Annotated in this window: 26 protein-coding genes and 1 riboswitch; of the genes, 24 read left to right on the top strand and 2 right to left on the bottom strand. The window is 56.5% G+C overall.

The genetic code is table 11. The annotated features are described in order from the left end of the window. Position 1: 1 nt before the first annotated feature. The 22 genes from rlmN (at position 2) to LKE88_RS07135 (ending at position 21,071) form a co-directional block, all read left to right on the top strand. Entirely contained in the window at positions 2–1,063 is a 1,062-nt protein-coding gene (gene rlmN, locus LKE88_RS07240) for a dual-specificity RNA methyltransferase RlmN (protein WP_276803199.1), read from the top strand. Continuing rightward, on the top strand, positions 1,060–1,779 hold the full coding sequence (locus LKE88_RS07235) for a Stp1/IreP family PP2C-type Ser/Thr phosphatase (RefSeq protein WP_105326263.1): 720 nt from the start codon (positions 1,060–1,062) through the stop codon (positions 1,777–1,779). The genes rlmN and LKE88_RS07235 overlap by 4 nt, the downstream gene beginning before the upstream one ends. Next, positions 1,776–3,728 carry a Stk1 family PASTA domain-containing Ser/Thr kinase gene (gene pknB / locus LKE88_RS07230; protein ID WP_105326262.1) on the top strand — a complete coding sequence of 651 codons (1,953 nt, stop codon included), beginning with the start codon at positions 1,776–1,778 and terminating at the stop codon, positions 3,726–3,728. The genes LKE88_RS07235 and pknB overlap by 4 nt, the downstream gene beginning before the upstream one ends. Further along, positions 3,725–4,612 carry a ribosome small subunit-dependent GTPase A gene (gene rsgA / locus LKE88_RS07225; RefSeq protein ID WP_276803197.1) on the top strand — a complete coding sequence of 296 codons (888 nt, stop codon included), beginning with the start codon at positions 3,725–3,727 and terminating at the stop codon, positions 4,610–4,612. Before pknB ends, rsgA begins: the two co-directional genes overlap by 4 nt. Next, positions 4,609–5,250 (top strand): ribulose-phosphate 3-epimerase, encoded by a 642-nt coding sequence (gene rpe / locus LKE88_RS07220; protein ID WP_118286738.1) that lies wholly within the window; start codon positions 4,609–4,611, stop codon positions 5,248–5,250. Before rsgA ends, rpe begins: the two co-directional genes overlap by 4 nt. Positions 5,251–5,256: 6 nt before the next feature. Then, entirely contained in the window at positions 5,257–6,582 is a 1,326-nt protein-coding gene (locus LKE88_RS07215) for an AsmA family protein (RefSeq protein ID WP_199614489.1), read from the top strand. Positions 6,583–6,635: 53 nt separating this feature from the next. Next, positions 6,636–6,749: riboswitch (FMN riboswitch) on the top strand. Between the two features lie 67 nt (positions 6,750–6,816). After that, complete coding sequence (gene ribD, locus LKE88_RS07210; RefSeq protein WP_276803195.1) at positions 6,817–7,914, top strand: bifunctional diaminohydroxyphosphoribosylaminopyrimidine deaminase/5-amino-6-(5-phosphoribosylamino)uracil reductase RibD; 1,098 nt, start codon at positions 6,817–6,819, stop codon at positions 7,912–7,914. A 4-nt stretch (positions 7,915–7,918) separates the two neighbouring features. After that, positions 7,919–8,557, top strand: coding sequence for a riboflavin synthase (locus tag LKE88_RS07205; RefSeq protein WP_105326257.1), 639 nt, complete (start codon positions 7,919–7,921; stop codon positions 8,555–8,557). 14 nt (positions 8,558–8,571) lie between these two features. Further along, positions 8,572–9,801 carry a bifunctional 3,4-dihydroxy-2-butanone-4-phosphate synthase/GTP cyclohydrolase II gene (locus LKE88_RS07200; RefSeq protein WP_105326256.1) on the top strand — a complete coding sequence of 410 codons (1,230 nt, stop codon included), beginning with the start codon at positions 8,572–8,574 and terminating at the stop codon, positions 9,799–9,801. Then, complete coding sequence (ribH, locus tag LKE88_RS07195; protein WP_118286739.1) at positions 9,798–10,259, top strand: 6,7-dimethyl-8-ribityllumazine synthase; 462 nt, start codon at positions 9,798–9,800, stop codon at positions 10,257–10,259. The genes LKE88_RS07200 and ribH overlap by 4 nt, the downstream gene beginning before the upstream one ends. A 1-nt stretch (position 10,260) precedes the next feature. Then, complete coding sequence (hslO, locus tag LKE88_RS07190) at positions 10,261–11,124, top strand: Hsp33 family molecular chaperone HslO (protein ID WP_105326254.1); 864 nt, start codon at positions 10,261–10,263, stop codon at positions 11,122–11,124. Positions 11,125–11,184: 60 nt separating this feature from the next. Continuing rightward, positions 11,185–12,267: a recombinase RecA gene (gene recA / locus LKE88_RS07185; protein ID WP_105326253.1), complete on the top strand. Its 1,083-nt coding sequence runs from the start codon at positions 11,185–11,187 to the stop codon at positions 12,265–12,267. Continuing rightward, positions 12,257–12,772, top strand: a complete 516-nt coding sequence (locus LKE88_RS07180; RefSeq protein ID WP_105326252.1) for a regulatory protein RecX — start codon at positions 12,257–12,259, stop codon at positions 12,770–12,772. The genes recA and LKE88_RS07180 overlap by 11 nt, the downstream gene beginning before the upstream one ends. Positions 12,773–12,922: 150 nt before the next feature. Next, complete coding sequence (rny, locus tag LKE88_RS07175; protein WP_276803192.1) at positions 12,923–14,506, top strand: ribonuclease Y; 1,584 nt, start codon at positions 12,923–12,925, stop codon at positions 14,504–14,506. Between the two features lie 110 nt (positions 14,507–14,616). Next, entirely contained in the window at positions 14,617–15,192 is a 576-nt protein-coding gene (locus LKE88_RS07170; RefSeq protein ID WP_105326250.1) for a hydrolase, read from the top strand. Positions 15,193–15,297: 105 nt separating this feature from the next. Then, positions 15,298–16,086, top strand: a complete 789-nt coding sequence (gene udp, locus LKE88_RS07165) for a uridine phosphorylase (RefSeq protein ID WP_105326249.1) — start codon at positions 15,298–15,300, stop codon at positions 16,084–16,086. 5 nt (positions 16,087–16,091) lie between these two features. Then, complete coding sequence (locus tag LKE88_RS07160; RefSeq protein WP_276803190.1) at positions 16,092–17,315, top strand: phosphopentomutase; 1,224 nt, start codon at positions 16,092–16,094, stop codon at positions 17,313–17,315. Then, complete coding sequence (locus LKE88_RS07155) at positions 17,312–17,956, top strand: hypothetical protein (RefSeq protein ID WP_105326247.1); 645 nt, start codon at positions 17,312–17,314, stop codon at positions 17,954–17,956. The genes LKE88_RS07160 and LKE88_RS07155 overlap by 4 nt, the downstream gene beginning before the upstream one ends. 30 nt (positions 17,957–17,986) lie before the next feature. Further along, positions 17,987–18,769, top strand: a complete 783-nt coding sequence (locus LKE88_RS07150; RefSeq protein WP_105326246.1) for a ZIP family metal transporter — start codon at positions 17,987–17,989, stop codon at positions 18,767–18,769. Between the two features lie 119 nt (positions 18,770–18,888). After that, positions 18,889–20,526, top strand: a complete 1,638-nt coding sequence (gene hcp, locus LKE88_RS07145; protein WP_105326245.1) for a hydroxylamine reductase — start codon at positions 18,889–18,891, stop codon at positions 20,524–20,526. A 1-nt stretch (position 20,527) separates the two neighbouring features. Next, positions 20,528–20,689, top strand: a complete 162-nt coding sequence (locus LKE88_RS07140; protein WP_158572310.1) for a hypothetical protein — start codon at positions 20,528–20,530, stop codon at positions 20,687–20,689. A gap of 19 nt (positions 20,690–20,708) precedes the next feature. After that, the gene (locus LKE88_RS07135) at positions 20,709–21,071 is read left to right on the top strand and encodes a DUF488 domain-containing protein (protein ID WP_105326244.1); all 363 of its coding nucleotides are present in this window, start codon (positions 20,709–20,711) and stop codon (positions 21,069–21,071) included. 112 nt (positions 21,072–21,183) lie between these two features. Here LKE88_RS07135 and LKE88_RS07130 read toward each other — a convergent pair whose 3' ends face one another. Together LKE88_RS07130 and LKE88_RS07125 are read right to left on the bottom strand one after the other, a co-directional pair. After that, positions 21,184–22,020, bottom strand: a complete 837-nt coding sequence (locus LKE88_RS07130; RefSeq protein ID WP_105326243.1) for an alpha/beta hydrolase family protein — start codon at positions 22,018–22,020, stop codon at positions 21,184–21,186. Further along, a complete protein-coding gene (locus LKE88_RS07125) occupies positions 22,010–23,281 on the bottom strand; it encodes a dicarboxylate/amino acid:cation symporter (protein WP_105326242.1) in 1,272 nt (423 codons plus the stop codon). The genes LKE88_RS07130 and LKE88_RS07125 overlap by 11 nt, the downstream gene beginning before the upstream one ends. A 733-nt stretch (positions 23,282–24,014) precedes the next feature. Here LKE88_RS07125 and LKE88_RS07120 point away from each other — a divergent pair. Next, positions 24,015–24,599 carry a biotin transporter BioY gene (locus tag LKE88_RS07120; protein ID WP_105326241.1) on the top strand — a complete coding sequence of 195 codons (585 nt, stop codon included), beginning with the start codon at positions 24,015–24,017 and terminating at the stop codon, positions 24,597–24,599. 1 nt (position 24,600) lies between these two features. Beyond that, the gene (locus LKE88_RS07115; protein WP_105326240.1) at positions 24,601–25,797 is read left to right on the top strand and encodes a thiolase family protein; all 1,197 of its coding nucleotides are present in this window, start codon (positions 24,601–24,603) and stop codon (positions 25,795–25,797) included. Position 25,798: the final 1 nt, after the last annotated feature.

The raw sequence follows: 25,798 nt of genomic DNA, 5'->3' as shown, positions 1-25,798 counted from the left end.
CATGGCAAAACGGGAAATCCTGGGACTCACCCTGCCCGAGCTTCAGGAAGAACTGGTGGCTCTGGGCCTTAAAAAATTCCGGGCGGAACAGGTGTTCCGCTGGCTGTACGAAAAATCCGCCGTGGACTTTGAGCAGATGTCCAATCTGTCCAAGGACAACCGGCAGCTGCTTGCAGAGCATTATAAAATTATGACCAGACAGGTGAAACCTATTAAGGAATACCGCTCCCAGGACGGCTTGACCCACAAGGTGCTGCTGGAACTGGAAGACGGCGCCACGGTGGAAACGGTGCTGATGCACCACGACTACGGCTACAGTGCCTGCCTGTCTTCCCAGGTGGGCTGCGCCATGAATTGCGCCTTCTGCGCCAGCGGCCTCCACGGCTTTGTGCGGAATCTGACCGCCGCCGAAATCCTGGCCCAGCTGTACTACTTCCAAAGCCAGCTGCAGGAGAGCGGGGAACGGGTCAGCCGGGTGGTGATTATGGGCAGCGGGGAACCCATGCTGAACCTGGATAATGTGCTCCGGGCCCTGGACCTGCTCCATAGCGACCGGGGCCAGTGCATCGGCTACCGGAACATGACCATTTCCACCTGCGGCATTGTGCCCGGGATTGAGGAAATGACCCGGCAGGGCCGGAACATCAACCTGGCCATCTCCCTGCACGCCGCCAGCAAGGCACTGCGGGACCAGCTGATGCCGGTGAACCACCGGTGCCCCTATCCGGAGGTAATCCGGGCAGCGGAAGCCTACGAAAAAAGCAATGGCCGTCAGGTCATGTACGAATATATCCTTCTGGCAGGGCTCAATGACCGGCCGGAAGATGCCCAGGCCCTGGCAGATGCCCTGGAGCATAAGGAATGTGTCATCAATCTGATCCCTGCCAACCCGGTTCCGGAAAAAGGCTTTCGCCGTCCCGATGATCGGGCCGTGGACCGGTTCTTCCAAATCCTGAAAAAGCGCCATATCAACGTGACCGTGCGCCGGGAAATGGGCAAAGACATTAATGCGGCCTGCGGACAATTGCGGGCCAGTGCTTTAAAGGAGGCACAAAAGAAATGATAGCAGTCACAAGGACCAGCCGGGGTTTGGTGCGTCCGAAGAATGAAGACAGCATCTTGGTCCGGGAACCGGACCTGTATGCCATTGCCGATGGCATGGGCGGCGCCGATGCCGGTGAAGTAGCCAGCTACGAGGCCGTGCAGCAATTGGCACGGCTGGACCTGTCCGGGGTGCCCCGGAAGGAAATTCTTGCTGCCCTGGAGCACGGCATCCAGAACATCAACCGGAAAATCTGGGAACTTTCCCAGGATAAACCCAATTTTAACGGCATGGGAACCACCCTGACCGCTGTGTACCTGCCGGACGCCCGCAGCGCTTTTGTGGGCCACGTAGGGGACAGCCGGATCTACGTCTTCCAGGAAGGCCAACTGCGCCAGGTGACCAGTGACCACAGCTATGTGGCCGAGCTGGTGCGGCAAAAGCAGATGACCCAGGCAGAAGCGGACCAGTCCGACCAGAAGCATATGATCACCCGGGCCATTGGGGTGGAGGAAGCGGTGGAGGTGGACACCTTTGAAGTACTGCTGGAGGGTGCCCAAAAGCTCCTCATCTGCTCCGACGGGCTCACCAATATGATCAGCGAAGCGGAAATCGAACGGCTCCTGGGATACAAAAACCTGGACCGGCTGGCGGACGGCCTGCTGGACGGAGCCATTACCGCAGGCGGCGAAGATAACATTTCCTTTATTGTCATCGATTTGGAGGCTGTCAAATGAACGGAAGAATAACCTTGAACGGCCGGTATGAGATTATTGATAAAATTGGCGGCGGCGGTATGGCCGAAGTGTTCCATGGCTACGATACGGTACTGCACCGGGACGTAGGCATCAAAATCCTCCGGGACCAGTTTATCCAGGACAAGCAGTTTGTGGCTCGCTTCCGGCAGGAAGCCTGCAATGCGGCCGGCCTGTCCCATCCCAATATCGTCAATATCTATGACTGCGGCAACGAACACGAAATCTATTACATTGTCATGGAATACGTGGTGGGCCGCTCCCTGAAGGAAGTCATTGAAGAAAACGGGGCCCTGGACTACAAGACCGCAGTCCGCTACGCCATCGGCATCTGCTCGGCCCTGAAACAGGCCCATGACCATTCCATTGTCCACTGTGACGTAAAGAGCCAGAACATCCTCATCGACACCAAGGGCGTGGCCAAAATCACCGACTTTGGCATTGCCCGGGCCTTTGGCCAGCCCAGCAATGGGCCGGACAAGAACGTTATCGGGTCCGTGTACTACCTGTCTCCGGAGCAGGCTGCCGGCCAGCCGGTAACCCCCCAATCGGACCTGTATTCCCTGGGGGTGGTCTTCTTTGAAATGCTTACCGGCAAGCTGCCCTACGATGGAGCAACACCCCTGGAGGTGGCCCGGCACCATCTGGAGTCATCCACCCCTTCGGCCCGGCGCTATGACCCGGACATTCCCTACTATCTGGACAACATTGTCACCAAGGCCCTGGCCAAGAATCCCCAGCTGCGGTACGCTTCCGCCGATGATTTCCTGGCGGACCTGAAGGACGCCCAGACCCGGCTTTTGGGCAAGGAAGAACCCCTGGATCCGGCCTGGTACGATACGTCCAGCCGGAAGCCGGTCAGCGACGAGACCATGGTTATCAGCAAGACCCAGATGCTGGACGGGATTTTGAAACCCCAGCCGGCAGAACCCAAAAAGGACGATGTGCCGACCCCGGAAGAGGAGGCGGCAGCCCGGGCCAAAAAGAAAAAATTCCTGGCCTTTTTCCTGGCGGCCATTGTGGTCCTAAGCGGCGTAATCTACGCCATTTTAAGCTATACCAGCGGGGATATTCCCGTACCCGATGTGAAGGGCAAGCCCCAGGCAGAAGCAGAACTGCTGCTGACCAAGGCCAATTTGGGCTTTGAGGTCACCAAGGAATACAGTCCCACCGTGGCCGAAGGCGTGGTCATCAAGCAGAGCCCGGGTGCGGGCAGCAAGGTGAAGGCCGGCCGGAAAATCAAACTGGTGGTCAGCCAGGGGGCGGAACCCGGGGTGGTGCCCGACCTGAAGAAAAAGAGCCTGTCCGAGGCCACCCAGCTTTTGGAGAAAGCCAAGCTGAAGGTGGGCTCCCTGACGGTGAAATATGATTCCAGCGTGCCCCAGGGTACGGTGATTTCCCAAAGCGTATCCGCAGGCAGCAAGGTAACCCCAGGAACCAGCGTGGACCTGGTCATGAATATCAGCGGCAATCAGACTGCTGTGCCTTCCCTGGAAGGATTGTCCCTGGACGATGCCAGAAGCAAGCTCAGCGATATGGGCCTGACCGTGGGCAAGCTGGAAGAAACCAATAGCGACAAGGCCAAGGGCACGGTGCTCTCTGTGAGCCCCGGGGCCGGCCAAGTAGTGGAACGGGGCAGCACGGTGAACCTGGTGGTATCCGCCGGCAAGAAGGAAGAAAAGAAGGAAACCAAGGATAGTTCCTCTTCTTCCGGCAGCACTACTTCCACCCGGACCATTACCTACACGGTACCCGGCAGCGGCAGCGCCAAAACCGTGAAAATCATTGCATCCGATGCCACCAGCAGCCGGACGGTATTCTCGGGCTCCGTTGCGCCGGGAACCCAGATTACCCGTCAGGTCACCTTGGGCCCGGATGCCAGCGTACAGATTTATGTGAACGGCGCTTTGGCGGAGGATAAATCCCTGTGAGTCAGCAAACAGGAAGAATCATCAAAACCTATAACGGCTACTATTATGTGCTGGGGGACAACGGAACCTGGTACACCTGCAAGGTTCGGGGCCGGCTGAAGCAGAAACGCTTTATCATTGCCGCCGGCGACCGGGTGGAACTGGACGCAGCCGGGGACGAGGGCATGATTACGGAAATCCTGCCCCGCCGGAACCTGCTCCAGCGTCCCCTGGTGGCCAATGTGGACTGGCTGGCGGCGGTGTTTGCCTGTGCCGACCCGGACCCCAGCTTTCTTTTAATCGATAAATTGCTGGCCCTGGCAGAAGCCGCAAACATTCCCGCCGTCCTGGTGCTCAACAAGGCTGACCTGGCGCCTGAAGGGTTCTTTGCCCGGCTGGAAGCCGTGTACGCCCCCCTGGGCTACCCGGTGCTTCAGGTGGAAGCCAAAAACGGCAAGGGCCTGGACGCCCTGCTGGAAAAAATCTTGGACAGCACGGTGGTGTTTGGCGGTCCTTCCGGGGTGGGAAAATCCACTTTATTGAATCACCTGAATCCGGAACTTTCTTTAAAAACAGGCCAGGTAAGCGCCAAAATCGGCCGGGGCCGGCATACCACCCGCTTTGCGGAACTGCTGCCCTTCCAGGGGGGCTACATTGTGGATACCCCAGGGTTCGGCAATATCGACTTGGCCGAACTGGTTATGGACGATGCGGCCCAGGGGTTCCGGGAACTGAAAGCCCGGGCCGGGCAGTGCCGGTTTAGCGGCTGTACCCATACCCATGAACCGGACTGTGCCGTAAAGGCAGCGGTGGCTGCTGGAGAAATTGCCGCCAGCCGGTATGAATCCTACTGCATGATCCGCCAGGAATTGGCGGCACAAAAGAAAAGAGGTCAAAAATCATGACAATCATTGCTCCTTCCATTCTTTCCTCCGATTTTGCCCGGCTGGCCGAAGAAACTGCCAGCCTGAAAGAAGCCGGTGCCGATTGGGTGCATATTGACGTAATGGACGGCCAATTCGTGCCCAACCTGACCTTTGGGGCGCCGGTGGTGAAATGCCTCCGGAAATGGACGGATATGTTCTTCGACTGCCACTTGATGGTGGAACATCCGGAAAACTATATCGACAGCTTTGCCGCTGCCGGGGCGGACATGATTGTGGTCCACGCCGAGGCCACCCATCATCTCCACCGGGTGCTGCAGACCATCCACAGCAAGGGCATCCAGGCTGGGGTGGCCCTGAACCCGGCTTCTCCCCTGTGCCTGGTGGAAGAAGTCCTGGCCGACGCGGATATGATTCTCCTGATGAGCGTCAACCCGGGGTTTGGGGGCCAGAAGTTCATCCCGGCCAGCGTGGACAAAATCCGCCGTCTGAAGGCTATGCTGGAAGCCCGGGAACTGAAGACCCTCATCGAAGTGGACGGCGGCGTCAACGCCGAAACGGCCAAACAGGTACGGGAAGCCGGCGCCAATGTGCTGGTGGCCGGTTCCTACATCTTTGGTGCGCCGGACCGGCAGGAAGCCATTGCCGCCCTGCGGTAACTGTCGATGAAGGCATTTTGGCGGACCCATAAGGTCAAAATCAAACTGGTAGTGGTAGGTCTGCTGGCCGCCCTTTTGGTGGTCAGCTGGCTGGCCTATCTGGCCAGCATCCATGCAGCTGCCATTTTCAACCGGGAAATGGCCCGGCAGCACTACCTGGACGGCACCATTACGGTGGAGCGGATTACCGCTACCCCCTTTGGCCACGTGCATTTTGAAAACCTGGAGTGGAAGGGGGCCCACGACGGCAACCGGATAACCATTCCCAACGGGTATTTCCACGTGAATCCCCTGGACATTATCCTGCGGCGGACCAACAGCCGGACCATTGAACGGCTCCAGCTGGACGACGCAGATATTGTCCTGACCTTCAGCGAAAATATGCACGTCCGGGGCATCCGGGCTGCCCAGCTGCCGCCGCCGGAGCAGCGGAAAAAGGGAGACCGGAAAAACTTTGACATCAAGCTGAAAAATGTCAATGTGGAGGTACTCCTGAACCACTGCCACCTGACGGCCTACTACAAGCAGCGGACCCATACCTTTGAGGATGTAAATGCCAATCTGCACTACAACAGCAAGGACAAACTGACCATCGACTTTTCTACCGGTGAACTGGGGGGTACCCTGGAAGGCAAAGGAGTGGATATCCAGGGAGCGGTTGACCTGAAACCCCGGGTGTCCACCTACGACCTGAAGCTGGGCATCAAGGAACTGAATCCGTCTTCCCTGGGAACGGGGCTGAATATCCACGAACGGGTGACCGCCGCCGCCAATGTTACCGGGGACCTGCCGGATCCGGTGATTGTAGGCCAGCTGTATATGCCCAACCTGAACCTGCCCGGTCTGAAATTTACCAAGGTCAAGGGCAATTTTAAATACGCCGACGGCTATATTGATGCCCAGAACGTGACGGCAGATGTGTTTGGCGGTACCTGCGATGCCCACGGGGGCTTCAACATCGATACCAAGGCCTATACGGTCAACGTGATGGGTCACGACCTCCACAGCGAGGACGCCACCGGAGTGCCCTTCTTCCGCTGCCTGGTGCAGCTGGACCTGAAGATGCTCTGCGATGGGGACAACCGGTCCACCCTGACCTATGGCTCCTTCTATTCCGGCAAGGGGATGTACGCCATTGTCCAGTTCAATTCCATTCACGGCACCTTTTCCAACCAGTACAAGGAGTTAAAGTTCAGCGATGTGGAAATCAAGTCCGATGGCGGGGATATTGTGGCGCCCCAGTTTGAGCTGGTGGACGGCTCCCTGCATTTGGGCAATCTGTATTACGTGTCCCCGGACGGCCGCCGGACCCGGATCCGCTTCTTTGGCTAGGCGGTTGCAAAGTCCCGTGCATATGATATAATGAATGAGTAATTTTATAGTGAAATTGTCTTTGGGGCGGGGTGGAACTCCCTACCGGCGGTTACAGTCCGCGAGCGCAAGCACGAATCGGTGGAATCCCGATACCGACAGTACAGTCTGGATGAGAAAAGACAGCGAAAAGTGTATTTTTGCCGTGCTGCCCCAGGCAGTGCGGCTTTTATTTTGCAGAAAGCAGGTGGACTTTTGACAGATCAGGAATATATGAGAATCGCTCTGGACCTGGCGGAGCAGGCGCGGGGAAATACCAGCCCTAATCCGCTGGTGGGCTGCGTTATCGTCAGCCCTGAGGGCGAAATTGTAGGACGGGGCTATCACCACAAGGCGGGGCAGCCCCACGCAGAAGTAAATGCCATGGCGGACGCCGGGGAGAAAACTAAGGGTGCTACGGCCTATGTTACCCTGGAGCCCTGTTCCCATTACGGGCGCACGGGTCCCTGCTGCGAGGCGCTGATCAAGGCGGGCATCCGCAAGGTAGTGGCCGCTATTGAGGACCCCAATCCCCTGGTAGGGGGCAAGGGCTTTGCCCGGCTCCGGGAAGCCGGCGTGGAAGTGGTTACCGGGGTGCTGGCTGAGGAAGCCCGGCGCCAGAACGAGGTGTTTCTCCATTGGGTAACCCACAAGCGGCCCTTTACGGCACTGAAATACGCCATGACCCTGGACGGGAAAATTGCCACGGCTTCCGGGGATTCCAAATGGATCAGCGGGGAAGAATCCCGGAAATACGCCCATACTCTCCGGAGCCAGTACGACGCCATTCTGGTAGGGAAAAATACGGTGCTAAATGATGACCCGTCCCTGACGGTGCGGCTGGTGGAAGGCAAAAATCCCCTGCGGATAGTGCTGGACAGCAAATGCCAGCTGCCGGTGGACCGGAAGGTCTTCCAGGACGGGGAGGCCAAAACCCTTTTGGTTACCTCCTGCAAGGCAGATCCGGAACGGCTGGCAGCCTTCAAGGGGCTGGACCAGGTGACCATCTGGCAGCTGCCGGAAAACGGCGGTACCCTGGACCTGGGGGCACTGCTGGACCGACTGGGCGAAAACAACATCACCAGCCTGCTGGTGGAGGGGGGCAGCCAAATCCATGGCTCCTTCCTGGACCTGAAACTGGCCCAGCGGGTATACGCCTTTATCGCTCCCTGCCTTTTGGGCGGGAAAAAGAACCTGACGGCCATTGGAGGCCGGGGGGCCAGAACCATGGCCCAGCGGGTTACCCTCAGCGAACCACAGCATAAGGTGTTTGGTGAGGATTTTATGCTTACGGGCCTTTTGGAAAGGGGCTGAGCGTATGTTTACAGGACTGGTTGCGGAACTGGGGACGGTGGACACCCTGCGCCGGGAACAGAATTCCTACCGGCTGACCATTGCCGCCAAAAAGATTCCGCCGCTGCTCTCCATTGGGGAAAGCGTCTGCTGCAACGGGGCCTGCCTCACCGTGACCCATTTTGACCAGGGCCACTTCACCGTGGACGTCATGCCGGAATCTGCCCGGCACACCACCATTGGCAGCCTGAAGCGGGGGGACAAGGTAAACCTGGAACGGACCCTCCATGTAGGGGACGGCCTGGACGGCCACATTGTCAGCGGCCACGTAGATGGGGTGGGCACCATTGTGAAGATGGTGCCGGAAGGCATTGCCAAGGTCACCACCATCAGCTGCGGGCCGGAACTGCTCCAGGGCATGGTCAGCAAGGGCTCCATTGCCATTGACGGCATAAGTCTTACCATTACGGAAGTCACGGATACCACTTTTTCCGTATCCCTGATTCCCTTGACGGTCCAGTTCACCACCCTGGGTTTCAAAAAGCCCGGCGACAAGGTGAACCTGGAAACCGATATTTTGGGCAAGTACGTCCAGCGCATGCTGGAAAAACGCAAAACAGGGGGCCTGACCAAGGAAACCTTGTTGGAAAATGGCTTCTTTTAAGGAGGAAATTACCTATGGAACAAGAGTATAAATTTGACACCATTGAACAGGCCATTGCCGACCTGAAAGCCGGCAAGATGGTGCTGGTTACCGATGATGCCGACCGGGAAAACGAAGGGGACCTGATCATGAGCGCAGAGCACGTGACCACGGAAGCCATCAACTTCATGGCCACCTACGCCAAAGGCCTGATCTGTATGCCCTGCGACGGCAAAATTCTGGACCGGCTGCAATTAGACCCCATGGTAGCCAACAACACCGATAACCACGAAACGGCCTTCACCGTTTCCATCGACCATAAGGATACCACCACCGGCATTTCCGCTGTGGAACGGGCCTACACCATGAAAAAATGCGCTGAGGACGACGCCAAGGCCTCCGACTTCCGCCGGCCCGGCCACGTATTCCCCCTGCGCAGCAAGGAAGGCGGCGTGCTGCGCCGTACCGGTCATACGGAAGCCACTACGGACCTGTGCCGGCTGGCAGGCCTGAAGCCGGTGGGCATCTGCTGCGAAATCATGAGCGCTGACGGCACCATGGCCCGGACCCCCGAGCTGATGGAATTTGCCAAAGAGCACCAATTGACCTTCATTACCGTGGCAGACCTGGTAGCTTACCGGAAAAAGACCGAAAAAATGGTCCACCGGATTGCCAACGTGGCCCTGCCCAGCAAGTACGGCACCTTCCGGGCCATCGGCTACGAAAATGATCTGGACGACAAATGCCATGTGGCCATTATCAAAGGGGACATTACCGGCAAAAAGAACGTGCTGGTCCGGGTCCACTCCGAATGCCTCACCGGGGACGCCTTCGGCTCCCTGCGCTGTGACTGCGGGGACCAATTGGCTACGGCCCTGCGCATGATCGAGAAGGAAGGCTGCGGCGTGGTGCTGTATATGCGCCAGGAAGGCCGGGGCATTGGCCTGGCCAACAAACTGCGGGCCTATGAACTCCAGGACCAGGGCCTGGATACGGTGGACGCCAACGTGAAACTGGGCTTTGCCCCGGATATGCGGGATTATGGCATTGGTGCCCAAATCCTGGCGGACCTGGGTCTTACCACCATCCGGCTGATGACCAATAACCCGGCCAAACGGGCGGGCCTGTCCGGCTACGGCATTACCATTACGGAAACCGTGCCCATCATCATGAAAGACAATTGCTACAACCATCACTATATGGTAACCAAACAAGTCCGCATGGGACATGAATTACACGAAAAAGAAGTGGAGGCTAAAAAATGAAAGTAGTAGAAGGAAATTTACTGGCAGAGGGTTTAAAATTTGGCATCGTAGTTGCCCGTTTCAATGAGTTCATTACCAGCAAGCTGCTCAGCGGCGCGGAAGACACCCTGGTGCGTCACGGCGTAGCAGAAGACGACATTACGGTGGCCTGGGTTCCCGGGGCTTTTGAAATCCCCCTGGTAGCCAAGAAAATGGCCCAAAGCGGCAAATACGACGGCATCATCTGCCTGGGCGCAGTGATTCGCGGCGCTACCAGCCACTATGACTACGTATGCAGCGAAGTGTCCAAGGGCATTGCCCTGGTGAACATGGAAACTGGCGTTCCCACCGGCTTTGGCGTACTCACTACCGAAAATATTGAACAGGCTGTGGAACGGGCTGGTACCAAGGCCGGCAACAAGGGTTCCGATACGGCCCTGTCCATGATTGAAATGGTCAACCTGACCCGGAGCCTGTAAGATGTCCGAAGATATTTTAGTCAAGGCTACGGCGGGGGATGCCCGGATTTATGCGGTAAGCACCACCCACCTGACCCAATATATGAACGAAATCCATCACTGCTCTCCTCTGGCTGCGGCGGCCCTGGGCCGTACCGCTGCCGGGGCTCTGCTCCTGGCGGCTACCATGAAGTCCGGGGAAGCGGTAACGGTGCGCTTTAAGGGCGACGGGCCTTTGGGCCAGGTGATGGCCGATGCCCGGGATTACACGGTCCGGGGCTTTGTGATGCACCCGGAAGTGATGCTGCCGTCCAAAAACGGCAAACTGGATGTAGGCGGCGGGGTCGGCCATTACGGCATTGTCACCGTCACCCGGTGCCCGGAAAAGGGCGAACCCTTTACCGGGGTTTCCACCCTGAAAAGTGGGGAAATCGCTGCGGACCTGACCCGGTACCTGTACGTGTCCGAGCAGACCCCTTCCAGCGTTGCCCTGGGCGTCCTGATTGAAAAGGACGGCTCTGTGGCCACTGCCGGCGGTTACTTTGTCCAGCTGCTGCCGGAAGCGTCCGAAGAAACGGCCAAGACCTTGGAAGACAATATCCTGACCCTGCCCTACGTAACCGAACTGCTGAGCAGCGGCTGTACCCCGGAGGAGATGATTCGCCGGGTAGCCAAAGGCCTGCCGGTAGAAATTCTGGAATCCCACCCGGTTTCCTTCCATTGCAGCTGCAGCCGGGAAAAGGTGGCCCAGATGCTCTGCGGCCTGCCGGAAAAGGACTTCCAGGAAATTCTTCAAGACCCTCAAACCGAGGTTCATTGCCAATACTGCAACAAATCGTACCACTTTACTCCCGACGAGCTGAGAGAGCTTCCTAGAAAATCTTGACGAAACGAACAAATGTTTGTAAAATAGATAATGTACAGCAATGGACAAGGAGATGAATTCATGAGTATGGATGCAGATAAGACGAAAGCCCTGGATGCGGCTTTAAAACAGATTGAAAAGGATTTTGGCAAAGGCTCCATTATGAAATTGGGGGCAGCCAGCGCCAAGATGAATATAGAAACCATTCCTACAGGTGCACTATCCCTGGATTTGGCATTGGGAGTAGGGGGTATTCCCCGGGGCCGGGTGATTGAAATCTATGGACCGGAATCTTCCGGTAAAACTACGGTTGCCCTGCACATGATTGCCGAAGCCCAAAAGCGCGGCGGCTATGCAGCTTTCATCGACGCCGAACACGCCCTGGATCCGGAATACGCCCGGAACCTGGGGGTGGATGTGGACAACCTCTTGATTTCCCAGCCGGATACCGGCGAACAGGCCCTGGAAATCTGCGACGCCCTGGTGCGCAGCGGTGCTATTGACATTATCGTCATCGACTCCGTAGCAGCCCTGGTGCCCAAGGCAGAAATCGAAGGGGAAATGGGTGAATCCCATGTGGGCCTCCAGGCCCGGCTGATGAGCCAGGCCCTGCGGAAACTCACGGGTATCATTTCCAAGTCCCGGACGGCTACGGTGTTCATCAACCAGATCCGGGAAAAAGTAGGCGTGATGTTCGGCAACCCGGAAACCACCACCGGCGGCCGGGCCCTGAAATTCTATTCCACCATCCGGATGGATGTACGCCGGATTGAAAGCCTGAAGAACGGCAACGAAATCATCGGCAATCGGACCCGGGTGAAAGTGGTGAAAAACAAGGTTGCACCTCCCTTTAAGCAGGCCGAATTCGATATTATGTATGGCCAGGGCATTTCCCACGAGGGCTGCCTGGTGGACCTGGGGGTCCAGTACGAAATTATCAATAAGAGCGGCGCCTGGTATTCCTACGGGGATGAACGCATTGGCCAGGGCCGGGAAAATACCAAGACTTTCCTGAAAGAACACAAGGATATGGCTGCGGAAATTGAGCAGAAAATCCGGGCAGCAGCCGGTCTGGCCAGTACGGCCCAGGCAGCTCCTGCCCAGCCGGAAGAAGACGATGGCCTTCTCATGACGCCGGAGGATAATCCGGACAATGTGGAATAAGTCGGGAAAAGCCCTGGGTACCTACGCCGAAGCCTATAACTTTGCCTTGGACAAGCTGTCCCTGCGGGATTTCACCCGGTTTGAGCTGCGGGACAAGCTGTTGGAGCGGGAATGCCCGGAGGACCTTGCAGACCAGGTTTTGGCCAAGCTGACGGAACGCCATTTCCTGGACGACGCCCGCTGCGCCGCCCGGATTACGGCAGCCTGGCGGGGCAAGCGGTTTTACGGCCGCCAGTACCTGCGGCTGATGCTCAGCAAAAAGCAGGTGCCCCAGGAACTGATTCAGGAAGAACTGGCCCAGGTAACGGAAGAAGAAGAAACAGAGCGGGCCTGTGACTGGGCCAGGACCCAACTGGGAAAATTCCAGCGCAAGTACAAGGCAGACCCCCGGAAGGGGAAAGCCGCCTTGTCCAGAGGCCTGGCTTCCCGGGGCTTTGGCTTTGGAGCCATTGCTTCTGCCCTGCAATTGTGGCAGGAAGCTGGCGGGGAAGAAGACCTGTTTTAGCAGAAAAAGTATAGAAGCGGGGCTATGCGAGGCATAGTCCCCTTTTTGCTGTGCAGCTTTATTGACACTCTTATGAAAATACTATAAAATAACTTTGTCCAATCGTGTTTATTGGGTTTTAAGGCGACCTCTGGTTGCCTTATTTATTGTATGAACAAGTTTTGCAAAAATTCTAGAGAAGAGGAGGTGTACATCATAGATCCCATTAGTGTATTTATCGCTCTTGTCCTTTGTTTGTTAGGTGTGGGCGGTGGCTATATGGCCCGGAAAAATGTTGCCGAAGGCAAAATCGGGGCTGCAGAAGATAGAGCCAAAGAAATCCTGGAAGAGGCTATGCGTGACGCCGAAGCCAAGAAAAAGGAAGCTTTATTGGAAGCCAAGGAGGAAATCCACCGTCTGCGTTTTGAAATGGAACGGGAGAACAAGGAAAGAAGAGCTGAACTCAGTAAAAATGAACGACGCTTGGTGCAAAAGGAAGAAAACGTCGACAAGAAAATGGATGCTTATGAGAAGAAGGAAGAAAAACTCATTGAGCAAAGCAACCGTCTGCAGGCTGCCCAAGCTAAAGTCGATGCTCTTTATGGCCAGCAGGTCACAGAACTGGAACGGATTTCCGGTTTGACCAGCGATGAAGCCAAGCAGGAATTGTTGGACAATGTACGGGAAGAAGTCAAACACGACAAAGCCCGTTTGATCAAGGATATGGAACAGGAAGCCAAGGACGTGGCAGACCAGAAGGCCCGGGAAATCATTTCCCTTGCCATTCAGCGCTGTGCGGCTGATCAGGTTACGGAAACTACGGTTACCGTTGTTCCCCTGCCCAACGACGAAATGAAGGGACGGATTATTGGCCGGGAAGGCCGGAATATCCGTACCCTGGAAACCTTAACTGGTATCGATTTGATCATTGATGATACGCCGGAAGCTGTCATTATTTCCGGCTTTGACCCTGTGCGCCGGGAAGTTGCCCGGATTGCCCTGGAGAAGCTCATCAATGATGGCCGTATCCATCCTGCCCGTATTGAGGAAATGGTGGAAAAGGCCCAAAAAGAACTGGATCAGAAAATTAAGGAAGCCGGTGAACAGGCTACCTTTGAAACAGGCGTTCATGGACTGCATCCTGAACTGATCAAACTGCTGGGCCGGCTTAAATACCGCACCAGCTATGGTCAGAACGTGCTGAAGCATTCCACCGAAGTTGCCCATTTGGCTGGCCTTATGGCTGCCGAACTGGGCGTGGATGTAAACTCCGCCAAACGGGCCGGCCTGCTGCATGATATTGGCAAGGCTGTGGACCACGAGGTGGAAGGATCCCATGTGGATCTGGGGGCAGAAGTGGCCAAACGGTATCACGAATCCGATATCGTCATCAATACCATCATGTCCCACCACGGAGACTGCGAAGCAACCTCCGTCCAGGCGGTCCTGGTTTCTGCCGCGGATGCCATTTCGGCAGCCCGTCCGGGAGCTCGCCGGGAAACCCTGGAAACCTACCTGAAACGGTTGACGCGATTGGAAGAAATTGCCGAATCCTTCGATGGCGTAGAAAAATGCTATGCTGTCCAGGCAGGCCGGGAAATCCGTATTATGGTGAAGCCGGATAAGATTGACGACGATGATTCCGTCATTCTGGCTCACGACGTGGCCAAAAAGATCGAAGAGGATATGGAATATCCTGGGCAGATCAAAGTGGTCATTGTGCGGGAAACCCGTGCCGTGGATTATGCAAAATAAAATTGGCCGTGCCTTTGGGCACGGCATTTTTTTAGGCGGATACCCCAGGTTTGTGCTATACTATAGGGGAATTTTCCACAATACTCAAATATCCGAGGGGAGAGAAAGCTATGGCAGGAACGCGTGAAGAAGCTTGGGAACTGTTAAAGGAATACAATCAGGAGCCTTTCCACCGGCAGCACGGGCTGACGGTAGAAGGCTGTATGCGCTATTTTGCCCGGGAATTGGGCTACGGGGACGAAGAAGATTTCTGGGGCCTGGTAGGTCTGCTCCACGATTTGGATTATGAAAAATATCCGGACCAGCACTGCCGGAAGGAAGCGGAAATCCTCCGGGAAAAAGGCTGGGACGAAAAGCTGATTCATGCGGTAGCCAGCCACGGCTGGCCCCGCTGCAGTGACGTGGAACCCCAGCTGGAAATGGAAAAGGTGCTGTATGCCGTGGACGAACTGTCCGGGCTCATTGGGGCCGCAGCCCTGATGCGGCCCTCCAAAAGCGTCCAGGATATGGAAGTGAAGTCCCTGAAGAAGAAATTCAAGGATAAGCATTTCGCCGCCGGCTGCAGCCGGGACGTAATCCAGCAGGGAGCCGATATGCTGGGCTGGGATCTCAACAAACTGTTTGAGCAGAGCATTTTGGCCATGCGTTCCTGTGAAGAAACGGTACAAAAAGAAATGGAAGAATAAGGAAGAGAATGCGGAGCAAAAGCAATTTTTGCCCCGCATTTTTTCCGCCTGCGTGTTATTATATAAGTATACTGAGTTGGCCGTTGTGGCCGGAAAGGAGTTTGTATGGGACATTACGCAAAACCAGAAGAAGTATTGTACCACACCCAATTGTCCCAGAACATGCTTCTGGGAGCGGATATCGCGTTACTGCCCGGAGACCCGGGGCGTGTCCGGTCCCTGGCAGAGGCTATGGGGCCGACCATTGATCTGACCAGCCACCGGGAATACACCAGCGCCCTGGCGCAGGTGCAGGACAAGCCGGTGCTGGTCTGCTCTACAGGCATGGGAGGGCCGTCCACCGCCATTTGTCTGGAGGAACTGGCCCGTTTGGGCATTCGCCGGGTGATCCGGGTGGGCACCACCGGCTCCATCCAGGAGAACCTGAACCTGGGAGAGGTGGTCATCATCAAGGGAGCGGTGCGGCTGGAGGGTACCAGTACCCACTACGCCCCCTTGGAATTTCCCGCGGTAGCGGACCTGGAACTGACCCAGCTCTTGGTGTATGCTGCCCGGCTGCTCAATATCCCGCACCAGGTGGGCATCTGCGTATCTTCGGATACCTTTTGGCCCGGCCAGGAACGGTATGACAGCTTTACCGGGTACGTGCCCCGCCGTTTCCAGGGCAGCATGAAGGAATGGCAGCAGCTGGGGGTCACCAATTATGAAATGGAAACCGCCGCCGTGTTTGTGACGGCCCAGGCCCTGGGAATGAAGGCAGCCAGCCTGTGCGGGGTGGTGGCCAAACGGACCCAAAGCGAGAGCATAGCTTCGCCGGAGGTGTATAAACAGGCGGAAAGCCGCTTTCAGGCCATTCTCCACCGGGCTTTGAACGAGTTGTTGGTAAGGGAGTGATTCCAGTGAAACGCTGTATCATCTTAATGTTGGATTCTTTTGGCATTGGAGGCGCACCGGATGCCGCCAAATTTGGGGACGCAGGAGCGGATACCCTGGGGCATATTGCCCAGTGGTTTGCCAAAGGCCACGCAGAGGATGCCGCAAAACCCCTCTTAAAACTGCCATATTTGGCCCAGGTGGGCTTGGAACTGGCCCATGAAGCCAGTACAGGCAAAAAACTTGCGGCCAGCCTAAACGCCGCTGAGCCCCTGAAAGGGGCCTATACCTACGCCCGGGAAATCAGCAGCGGTAAGGATACGCTCAGCGGCCATTGGGAAATGGCCGGGGTCCCCGTCAAGTTTGACTGGGGGTATTTTCCCAACGTACCCCACTGCTTCCCCAAGGACATTATTGACGGCCTGATTCAGGCAGGAAACCTGCCCGGGGTGCTGGGAGAAAAGCACGCCTCCGGTACGGTCATTCTCAAGGAACTGGGGGAGGAAAGCATCCGCACCGGCAAGCCCATTGTCTATACCTCTGCGGATTCGGTGCTGCAGATTGCCGCCCATGAGGAGTATTTTGGCCTGGACCGGCTGTACGCTCTTTGCCAGGCGGCCTACCAGCTGGTGCAGCCCTACCATATTGCCCGGGTTATCGCCCGGCCCTTTGTAGGGGAAACGGCGGATACCTTCGTGCGCACCGGCAATCGCCACGACTATGCAGTGCCCGCCCCGGAACCCACCCTGGTAGATGCGGTTTACGAACAGGCCGGGGGCGTGTACGCCATTGGCAAGATTGCGGATATTTTTGCCCACAGGGGCATTACCAAGGCCTATAAGGCAACGGGCCTGGATGCCCTGTTTGACGCTACCCTACAGGCTATGGACGATGCCGGGGACAGGAGTCTGGTATTCACCAATTTTGTGGATTTTGACTCTACCTACGGCCATCGCCGGAACGTGGAAGGCTACGGGGAAGGGCTGATGCTCATTGACCGGCGGCTGCCGGAACTGTGGGCCAAGCTCCAGCCCGGGGACCTGGTGCTGGTGACGGCGGACCACGGCTGTGATCCTACCTGGACCGGCTCCGACCATACCCGGGAGCACGTGCCCGCCCTGTTCTTTGGGCCGGAGGTGCTTCCCGGCGCCCTGAAACCCATGGAAACTTACTCCGATATGGGGCAGATTCTGGCCCAGCATTTGGGCCTTACCCTGAAACGGGGGACTGCACAGAAGGTGGTAAAATGAAAGCCCTGAAACAAGTACTGGTACTTTTGGCTTCGCTCTTGAGCTTGGTTATGCTTTTGCCCGGGAGCCCTGCCTGGGCCGCCCAGGCCCCGGCGGAAAGCCCGGCGGCCGTTCCAACGGTGGCGGGGGATCCCCTGAACCGAAAGGGCATGGCCTTTGTGGTCTACGACCAAACGGGGGAAGTGACCCCGGCCATGAAAGCCCTGTGGAAGCGGCAGGTGCGTCAGGCCTACCCTAGGGCCGAGTATACCTTCATTGACGATCCCCAGGCTGTCCAGGCGGCCAGTGCGGTGCTCAGCCAGTCCAATTCCGATGACGACCATTACACTGCGGCGGAATTTGCTGCCATTGGCCAAAAGGCCCAGGCGGACGTGGTGGCCGTGGTGATTGTAAAAGCCATGGAAGAATACTATGTGGAACCTATGCTTATGGGCTGGTGGGACGACGGGCCGGATACCTGGCTCCGGGTGCTGACCGCTGCCGATCTGTACCTGTACAAGCAGGAGAACCAGAAATTCCTGCATAAGAACCTGCGGAAGGTGGAAACCACGGAGGTTTCCCTGGCGGTGCCGCCGGAACGGGAAATCCAGTATGCCCTTAGCAATTTGGCCATGAAAATGGAAAACAAGCCGGAAATCTAAACGGGAAACATCTCAGAGAGGAGCCAATCCATGAATTCTGAAATTTGGAAGGGAATCCTAATTCCCTTTTTAGGCACATCCCTGGGGGCTGCCTGTGTGTACTTTATGAAGGACCAGCTGAACCGGCAGCTCCAGCGGGGGCTGACGGGCTTTGCCGCCGGGGTTATGGTGGCGGCGTCCATTTGGAGCCTTTTGATTCCTGCCCTGGAGGAATCCGCTGCCCTGGGGCGTCTGGCCTTTATTCCAGCGGCTGTAGGGTTCTGGGTGGGGACGTTGTTCCTGCTGCTGCTGGATACCCTGATTCCCCACCTGCATCTCAACGCCCAAAAGGCGGAAGGGCCCAAAAGCCATTTGGCCCGGACCACCATGATGATTTTGGCCGTGACCCTCCATAATATTCCGGAAGGTATGGCCGTGGGCATGATTTATGCCGGCTTTTTGAATGACCCGGGGACCATTACCCTGGGCAGTGCCATTGCCCTGTCCCTGGGGATTGCCATTCAGAATTTCCCCGAAGGAGCCATTATTTCCCTGCCGCTGCGGGCAGCAGGGTTGGGACACCACAAGGCTTTTGTCGGCGGGGTCCTGTCCGGGGTGGTAGAACCGATTGCGGCGGTGTTTACCATCTGGGCCTCCCAGTACATTGTCCGGCTGCTGCCGTATTTCCTCAGCTTTGCGGCAGGGGCCATGCTGTACGTGGTGGTGGAAGAACTGATTCCGGAAATGTCCGAAGGGGAGCATTCCAATATTGGGGTGCTGACCTTTGCCCTGGGTTTCACGGTGATGATGATTTTGGACGTTTCCTTGGGATAATTTTATTTTCGTTGTTTTAACAACGGACAAAGGAGGTGGGTTTCTTTATAATAAAACCATCGAGCGAACAACACCTCAAAGAATCTCATTTTTACCTGTTAGAAAAGGGGAGTAAAAGTATGGAAAATAAAATGTTCTGTTTTCAATGTCAGGAAACTGCCGGCTGCAAAGGCTGCACGGTTGTAGGCGTATGCGGCAAGAAACCGGAAGTAGCTGCTATGCAGGACCTGCTGATCTACGTGACCAAAGGCCTGTCCGCCATCACCACCAAACTGCGTGCTGAAGGCAAGGAAGTCAGCCGGGAAGTAAACCACCTGTGCACTGTTAACCTGTTCATTACCATCACCAATGCCAACTTCGATCGGGAAGCCATCATTGCTGAAATCAAAAAGACTTTGCAGGTAAAAGCTGAGCTGCTGGGTCAATTGACCGATAAGGCCGGCCTGCCGGAAGCTGCCCTGTGGAACGGGGAAGAAAGCGAATTTGATGCCAAAGCTAAGAACGTTGGCGTACTGGCCACCGAAAACGAAGACATCCGTTCCCTGCGGGAAATGATTACCTATGGTCTGAAAGGTCTGTCTGCCTACAGCAAACATGCCAACAACCTGGTACAGGATAACCCCGAAGTAGATGCTTTCCTGCAGCGCGCCCTGGCCGCTACCCTGGATGACAGCCTGACCGTGGATGATCTGGTTGCCCTGACCCTGGAAACCGGTAAATACGGCGTACAAGGCATGGCCCTGCTGGATGGTGCCAACACCGGTGCTTACGGCAATCCTGAAATCACCACCGTGGATATCGGCGTACGCAATAACCCTGGTATCCTGATTTCCGGCCATGACCTGAAGGACCTGGAAATGCTGCTGGATCAGACCCAAGGCACCGGCGTGGATGTATACACCCACTCTGAAATGCTGCCGGCCCACTACTATCCGTTCTTCAAGAAATACACCAACTTTGCCGGCAACTATGGCAACGCCTGGTGGAAACAAAAAGAAGAATTCGAAACCTTCAACGGACCCATCCTGATGACCTCCAACTGCATCGTTCCGCCCAAAGACAGCTACAAAGACCGTCTGTGGACCACCGGTGCTGCCGGCTATCCTGGCTGCAAACACATTGTAGCTGACGAAAATGGCCACAAGGACTTCAGCGCCCTGATTGCCCAAGCCAAGGAATGCAAACCTCCTGTAGAAATTGAACATGGTACCATCGTTGGCGGCTTTGCTCATGAACAGGTATTTGCCCTGGCTGACAAAGTAGTAGAAGCTGTAAAATCCGGCGCTGTGAAGAAATTCGTGGTAATGGCTGGCTGCGATGGCCGCATGAAGAGCCGTGACTACTACACCAAGTTTGCAGAAGCCCTGCCCAAGGATACCATCATCCTGACCGCTGGCTGCGCCAAATACAGATATAACAAACTGAACCTGGGTGACATCGGCGGTATTCCCCGTGTACTGGATGCCGGCCAATGCAACGACTCCTACTCCCTGGCTCTGATTGCCCTGAAACTGAAGGAAGTCTTCGGCCTGGACGATGTGAACAAGCTGCCCATCGTGTACAACATTGCCTGGTATGAACAAAAGGCTGTTATCGTTCTCCTGGCCCTGCTGTACCTGGGTGTGAAGAACATCCATCTGGGACCCACCCTGCCTGCCTTCCTGTCCCCCAACGTAGCCAACGTTCTGGTGAAGAACTTCGGCATCGCTGGCATCGGCTCTGTGGAAGACGATATGAACCTGTTCTTCGGCGCCTAAGATGGCCCTATATGACCCCAGTATCTGTCCCTGCCCCCGGACTTCCTGTCCCCGGTTTGCCCAGTGCGAACCCTGCATCGCTTTCCATCACAGCTCCAAGAAGTATCCTCTGACGGCCTGCGAGCAGTTGGCCCGGAAGGCAGAAAAACAGGCCAAGAAATAAACAGATAGAAGGCTTTCCTATGGGAAATCTCCAGATCAAACGGATTTACGAAACTTGTGAGGAAACGGACGGCTGCCGGATTTTGGTGGACCGTCTGTGGCCCCGGGGCATTGCCAAAGCCAAGGCCCAGCTGGAGGAATGGGAGAAGGAAATTGCTCCTAGTCCAGAGCTGCGCAAGTCCTTTGGCCATGAACCGGACCTGTTTCCCTCCTTTACGGAATCCTACCAGAAAGAGCTGGCAGCAAATCCTGCCGCAGCGGCATTCCTGGAAAAGGTACGGAACCTGCTCCAGCAGGGGAATGTAACCCTGCTGTACGGGGCCAAGGACCAGGAACACAACAATGCGGTGGTGCTGAAGCACTGGCTGGAAACCCAATTATAAAAATAACCGTTCTCAAAAGCTTGCTTTTGGGAACGGTTATTTTGTCTTGCTTTGCAAATGAAAAAGCCCTGGCTGCACAGCTTGCAGTCAGGGCTTTTAGGTTCATCAGGGTTTAGCCTTTTACCACCTGTTCCAGCCAGGTGCCCAGGGTTTCGGCCAGGGCCAGCCGGGCGGTATCCAGGGAGTGGTTGGAGTCCAGGAGTACCAGTTTGTGGTTAGCTTGGGTGGGCAGCTGCTCCAGGGCATTCCACAGGGGCAGCACCATCTTGTCCGGAGGTGCCACCGTATCCCGCTTGCCGCCAATGAGCAGCAGGTTCCGGTGCTGGAATTCCGGAGCCAGCTGGGCAAAGCCCCACTCCTTATAGTGGGAGAAACTGTCCTGCCACAGGACTTCCGGGCTCTCAATATGGAGTACGGCGGAAATCTCCGTAAACAGGGCCTTGATTTCTTCTTCCTGCAGCAGGTCCCGGAGGGCTGCATGGTCAAAGGGGCAGAAGGCCATAATGCCCTTGATCCAGGGCAGCTGCCGGGCGGCGTTCAGTACCGTGTTGCCGCCGTTGGAGTGGCCTGCCAGGAAAATATTGTCCGGGTCGATGCCGTATTCCTTGGGAGCCTCTTCCCGGGCCCAGTTGGCCGTATACAGGGCATCTTCCAGGCAGTGGGAGAAGGAATACAGCCCGTCACTGCCCCAGGCCCCCCGGTGGTACAGCCGCAGCACCACACAGCCCATGCGCCGGAGGCTTTGGGCCAGGTCGTCGTTGCAGTTGGTGCCAGGAATTCCGTGGCACAGGACCACCGCAGGATGGGGAGCCTCGTAGACCCCGCTGGGCAGATAGATTTCCCCCAGGACCCGAGAGCCGCCAATATTGAGCATCAGGTCCAGGGAGTCCGGCAGGGCCGCGCTGCCCTGTTCCGGTTCCCGCAGTACATAGGAGGCATCAATCTTCATAGGCCAGGACATCCTTTCCATTCAAGTTCTTTTTGTACCAGTCTTTCCCGTAGAAAATCCGGCTGATGACCATGGAAACCACGGTGTCGCCGCAGGAGTTCAGCAGCGTGCAGCCCGGGTCAAACAGTTCGATAACCATCAACAGGATGGGGAAGGCTGCTTCCGGCAGGTTGAACACGGATACAATCATGGTTTCACCGGCTGCGCCGCCGCCCGGTACGGAAGACGTGGCTACGGAGGAGGCTACGCCCACGAACAGGGCCAAAGCAAAGTCAAAGCCGGCCAACGGGGTGCCAAACAGAGTGGTGGCCAGCACTTCGGAATACACGATGGCAATGCAGGCACCGTCCATATGGCAGGTAGCACCCATGGCTACCACCACGGAAGAAATTTCCCGGGGAACCCCCAGTTTGTCGCAGGCTTCCATCTGCAGAGGGATGGTGGCGGCGGAGGAACGGGTGCCCAGGGCGGTCAGGGCAGGAGCCAGGATGACCTTGAAGAAGTTCTTGACCCCCCAGCTGCCGGCGCCAATGTAGGCATACAGCCCCAGGAACAGGAAGAAGTACAGAATGACCACGGAGTAGAACACCAGCATGGCATTGCCGTAGGCCTTTAACAGGTCGATGCCGTAGGTCCCGGTCAGGTCTGCAAAGTAGGCGCCCAGACCAATGGGAGCGGCTTTCATGAGAATGGCCACCATCTTGTAGCATACCAGGGACATGGCGTTCATCCATTCCACTACGGGTTTGGCCGGTTCGCCAATCATGGAGACGCAGATGCCGAAGAAAATGGTCAGGATGATCAGGGGCAGTACGTGGAACCGAGAAATCAACAGCGGCAGGTCGCCCACCGTCAGGGTATTGACAATCTGGTCACTGATGGACACCGTCTTCATGGCCGTCTGGGTGGCTTTGGGGGCGTTAAAGGTGGTGGGCACCCCGGTAAAGTGGGTGACAATCAGGATCAGTGCACCGGAAATGATGGCGGTGGTAATGAAAATCAACAGGGTGTAGCCAATCATTTTCCCTACCTTGCCCGTATCCTTGGTGTTGGCAATAGAGCCGGCAATGGAGAAGAAAATCAGGGGTACAATCAAACAAAACAATAAGTTCAAGAAAATCTGGCCAATGGGCTTCAGGATAGAAGCCTTGTCCCCCAAATAGAGTCCCAGGATGGCACCAATAATACAGAAGGTGATCAGGATAATGGGGTCCCGGTAGTTGGCTAGAGCAGACCGGGTAGTGCTTTTGGCAGCGCTCATGGAAAATCCCTCCCAAAGAAAAATAAATAAAAATAAGTATAACCTGAATTATAGGCTTATAGAAACAGAAGTGCAACCAAATTTGTAGGAAATCTGTAAAATTGTAAGAGAAAAATTCCTTTTGTGGCAAATCCTAGCCTAAATTTAACAAAATACGTTAACCATTCTAAGAAAAGAATTGAACAAGAAAGAAAAAAGCGGTACACTAATTGCACTATGAATGAAAATATGACAGGATACATCAAGGCGCTCCAGGCTTTTCAGGGAGAGCGGTATCAGGGAAGCCTGATCGGAAAAATTGCCTATAGCCGTCAGGCTAAGGCGGGACCCACTGCCCGGTTTACGGCAGAAGTGGTAAAGGACCGGAAACGGTTCCAACTGCTGCGGATTACCGGCTGGGAGCAGCACCAGCAGGTGGGCCAGCTGGAGGTACTGCTGTTTTGGCAGGCAACGAAGGTAAACAATGATAATGAATATAGTTTACCTAAAGAAGTTTCAAGAGAGGCTTTGCCTCCAGGTGTATATTGGAAAGCGTTTACGCCCCAGGAGGTGTACGCCTTTTCCCAGGCAACCGGGGACGACAACGCCATCCACCTGACGGAGCGTCCTGTGGTCCAGGGCCTGCTCTTATGGCAGGAACTATTTAGCAAGCTGGGAGAACCCAGCCGTATGGAAGTTATTTTCCAGGAACCGGTGCATGCCGGGGAGGGGATTTATTTGGAGGAGGAGCAACATGAGCAGCGAAATCAATCAAACTTTACATTCTGCCCGGGGAACCCAGGGCAGCCATCTCAGTTCCACCCGGGCCCTGACCACCAGCGCCGTCTGCGTGGCACTGCTGGCCGTATCGGCCTACATTTCTTTTCCCTTGCCTTTTACCCCGGCCATGGTGACGGCCCTGACCATTATGGTGAATCTGGTGGGGTTCCTGAAAACCCCTAAACAGGCCGCAGTAATTCTTGGCATCTACTTGCTGCTGGGCATGGTGGGGGTCCCCGTCTTTGTAGGCGGTACCAGCGGCATGGCCAAGATTTTTGGACCTACCGGAGGCTTTAACCTGGGCTTTTTGGCAGCCGTAGTGGCCATGAGCGCCATTCGGGGCGGCCGGAAATGGTCCTTTGGCAAATTGGTGGCTTTGGGGGTTTTGGTGGGTATGCCCATCATCTACGCCGGCGGCTGCATCAGTATGTACCTGGTAGCCAAGGTGGGTCTGTGGAAGACCCTGGTTATGGCCGTTTTCCCCTTCCTGATCGGAGACGTGCTGAAAGTGGTGCTGGCAGCCTTCCTGGCTTCCCGGCTCCAGCGGTACGTGTTTTAACATGGAGCGGGTATATATCCTGGGTGGCCTGCGCAGCCACCTGGGTGCAGAAAATGGCATATTTAAAACGGTTTCACCGGAAAAATTAGGGGCTGCCTTGCTGCAGGCCCTTTTTCGGCGTTATCCCCTGAGCCGGGAAGCAGAAGAAATCCTGGGAGGCAATGCGGTGGGTACCGGGGGCAACCTGACCCGGCTGACGGCACTTCTGGCCGGCGTAAAGCCGGAAGTTCCCTGCCTGACCCTGGATATGCAGTGCGCCTCCGGAGCGGCTGCCCTGTCTTTGGGCTTTGCCAAGGTGCGCAGCGGCCTGGCAGACGTAGTGCTCTGCGGGGGCTTTGAATCGGCCTCCCTGCAGCCTCTGCGCCATTACGCCCCGTCAGATCCCCGATATACCCCGGACGGCTTCCAGACGGCCCAATTTTCCCCGGACTCCAATAGTCCCCGGGTGATGCTGGAGGGCGCAGAACGGACGGCCCAGGTGTACGGGGTTACCAGGGAGGAGCTGGACCGTTGGCCGGTGCGCAGCCACCAAAAGGCGGCAGCCGCGGGGTCGGTGGTGGCTCCCTATATTGCCAGCCTTTTTGGCAGTACCCGGGACGAAAGCATCCGTCCTCGTATGTCCGCCAAACTGGCGGCCCGGATGCCCACCCTGTTTACCCAGGAAGAAACGGAAGCCCTGCTGACCCCGGAAGAACGGGCCCAGTGCGGGACCGTTGCTCCCACCCTGACCGCAGCCAACGCTTGCCTGCACCAGGATGGGGCGGCCTTTGTGCTGCTGGCCTCGGAAAGGAAAGTCCGCCAGTGGCAGCAGGAGGGCAAAGCCCCGGAAATGCTAGCGGAAGTGGCGGACGCCGCAGAAGCCGGCGTGAACCCCCGGTTCAGCCCTTTGGGAGCCCTCGCTGTGGGGGACAAGCTGCTGCAGCGCAGCGGCCTTGGGCCTGAAGCCATTGATACCTTTGAATATAATGAAGCCTTTGGGGTAATCAGCGCCCTGTTTGCCCGGAAATATCCCGGCTGCCTGGACCGATACCTGCCCCTGGGCGGGGCCTTGGCCTATGGGCATCCCTACGGGGCCAGCGGGGCTGTTTTGGTACTCCACGCCCTGGCCCGGCTGAAAGAAACGGGGGGCATTTGGGGCCTGTGCGCCATTGCCGGCGCCGGGGGCACCGGATCCGGCCTGCTGCTGCGCAGGGTCTAAG

The organism is Acidaminococcus hominis (genome assembly GCF_022484025.1).
GTDB classification, from domain to species: Bacteria; Bacillota; Negativicutes; order Acidaminococcales; family Acidaminococcaceae; genus Acidaminococcus; species Acidaminococcus hominis.
This window is presented reverse-complemented; position numbering and strand designations above follow the sequence as displayed.

What these genes read in the sequence shown, in the direction of transcription:
- rlmN (WP_276803199.1), top strand. Translation starts at nt 2, where the DNA reads ATGGCAAAACGGGAAATCCTGGGACTCACCCTGCCCGAGCTTCAGGAA.
- LKE88_RS07235 (WP_105326263.1), top strand. Translation starts at nt 1,060, where the DNA reads ATGATAGCAGTCACAAGGACCAGCCGGGGTTTGGTGCGTCCGAAGAAT.
- pknB (WP_105326262.1), top strand. Translation starts at nt 1,776, where the DNA reads ATGAACGGAAGAATAACCTTGAACGGCCGGTATGAGATTATTGATAAA.
- rpe (WP_118286738.1), top strand. Translation starts at nt 4,609, where the DNA reads ATGACAATCATTGCTCCTTCCATTCTTTCCTCCGATTTTGCCCGGCTG.
- LKE88_RS07215 (WP_199614489.1), top strand. Translation starts at nt 5,257, where the DNA reads ATGAAGGCATTTTGGCGGACCCATAAGGTCAAAATCAAACTGGTAGTG.
- LKE88_RS07205 (WP_105326257.1), top strand. Translation starts at nt 7,919, where the DNA reads ATGTTTACAGGACTGGTTGCGGAACTGGGGACGGTGGACACCCTGCGC.
- LKE88_RS07200 (WP_105326256.1), top strand. Translation starts at nt 8,572, where the DNA reads ATGGAACAAGAGTATAAATTTGACACCATTGAACAGGCCATTGCCGAC.
- ribH (WP_118286739.1), top strand. Translation starts at nt 9,798, where the DNA reads ATGAAAGTAGTAGAAGGAAATTTACTGGCAGAGGGTTTAAAATTTGGC.
- hslO (WP_105326254.1), top strand. Translation starts at nt 10,261, where the DNA reads ATGTCCGAAGATATTTTAGTCAAGGCTACGGCGGGGGATGCCCGGATT.
- recA (WP_105326253.1), top strand. Translation starts at nt 11,185, where the DNA reads ATGAGTATGGATGCAGATAAGACGAAAGCCCTGGATGCGGCTTTAAAA.
- LKE88_RS07180 (WP_105326252.1), top strand. Translation starts at nt 12,257, where the DNA reads ATGTGGAATAAGTCGGGAAAAGCCCTGGGTACCTACGCCGAAGCCTAT.
- rny (WP_276803192.1), top strand. Translation starts at nt 12,923, where the DNA reads ATGAACAAGTTTTGCAAAAATTCTAGAGAAGAGGAGGTGTACATCATA.
- LKE88_RS07170 (WP_105326250.1), top strand. Translation starts at nt 14,617, where the DNA reads ATGGCAGGAACGCGTGAAGAAGCTTGGGAACTGTTAAAGGAATACAAT.
- udp (WP_105326249.1), top strand. Translation starts at nt 15,298, where the DNA reads ATGGGACATTACGCAAAACCAGAAGAAGTATTGTACCACACCCAATTG.
- LKE88_RS07155 (WP_105326247.1), top strand. Translation starts at nt 17,312, where the DNA reads ATGAAAGCCCTGAAACAAGTACTGGTACTTTTGGCTTCGCTCTTGAGC.
- LKE88_RS07150 (WP_105326246.1), top strand. Translation starts at nt 17,987, where the DNA reads ATGAATTCTGAAATTTGGAAGGGAATCCTAATTCCCTTTTTAGGCACA.
- hcp (WP_105326245.1), top strand. Translation starts at nt 18,889, where the DNA reads ATGGAAAATAAAATGTTCTGTTTTCAATGTCAGGAAACTGCCGGCTGC.
- LKE88_RS07140 (WP_158572310.1), top strand. Translation starts at nt 20,528, where the DNA reads ATGGCCCTATATGACCCCAGTATCTGTCCCTGCCCCCGGACTTCCTGT.
- LKE88_RS07135 (WP_105326244.1), top strand. Translation starts at nt 20,709, where the DNA reads ATGGGAAATCTCCAGATCAAACGGATTTACGAAACTTGTGAGGAAACG.
- LKE88_RS07130 (WP_105326243.1), bottom strand. Translation starts at nt 22,020, where the DNA reads ATGAAGATTGATGCCTCCTATGTACTGCGGGAACCGGAACAGGGCAGC.
- LKE88_RS07125 (WP_105326242.1), bottom strand. Translation starts at nt 23,281, where the DNA reads ATGAGCGCTGCCAAAAGCACTACCCGGTCTGCTCTAGCCAACTACCGG.
- LKE88_RS07120 (WP_105326241.1), top strand. Translation starts at nt 24,015, where the DNA reads ATGAGCAGCGAAATCAATCAAACTTTACATTCTGCCCGGGGAACCCAG.
- LKE88_RS07115 (WP_105326240.1), top strand. Translation starts at nt 24,601, where the DNA reads ATGGAGCGGGTATATATCCTGGGTGGCCTGCGCAGCCACCTGGGTGCA.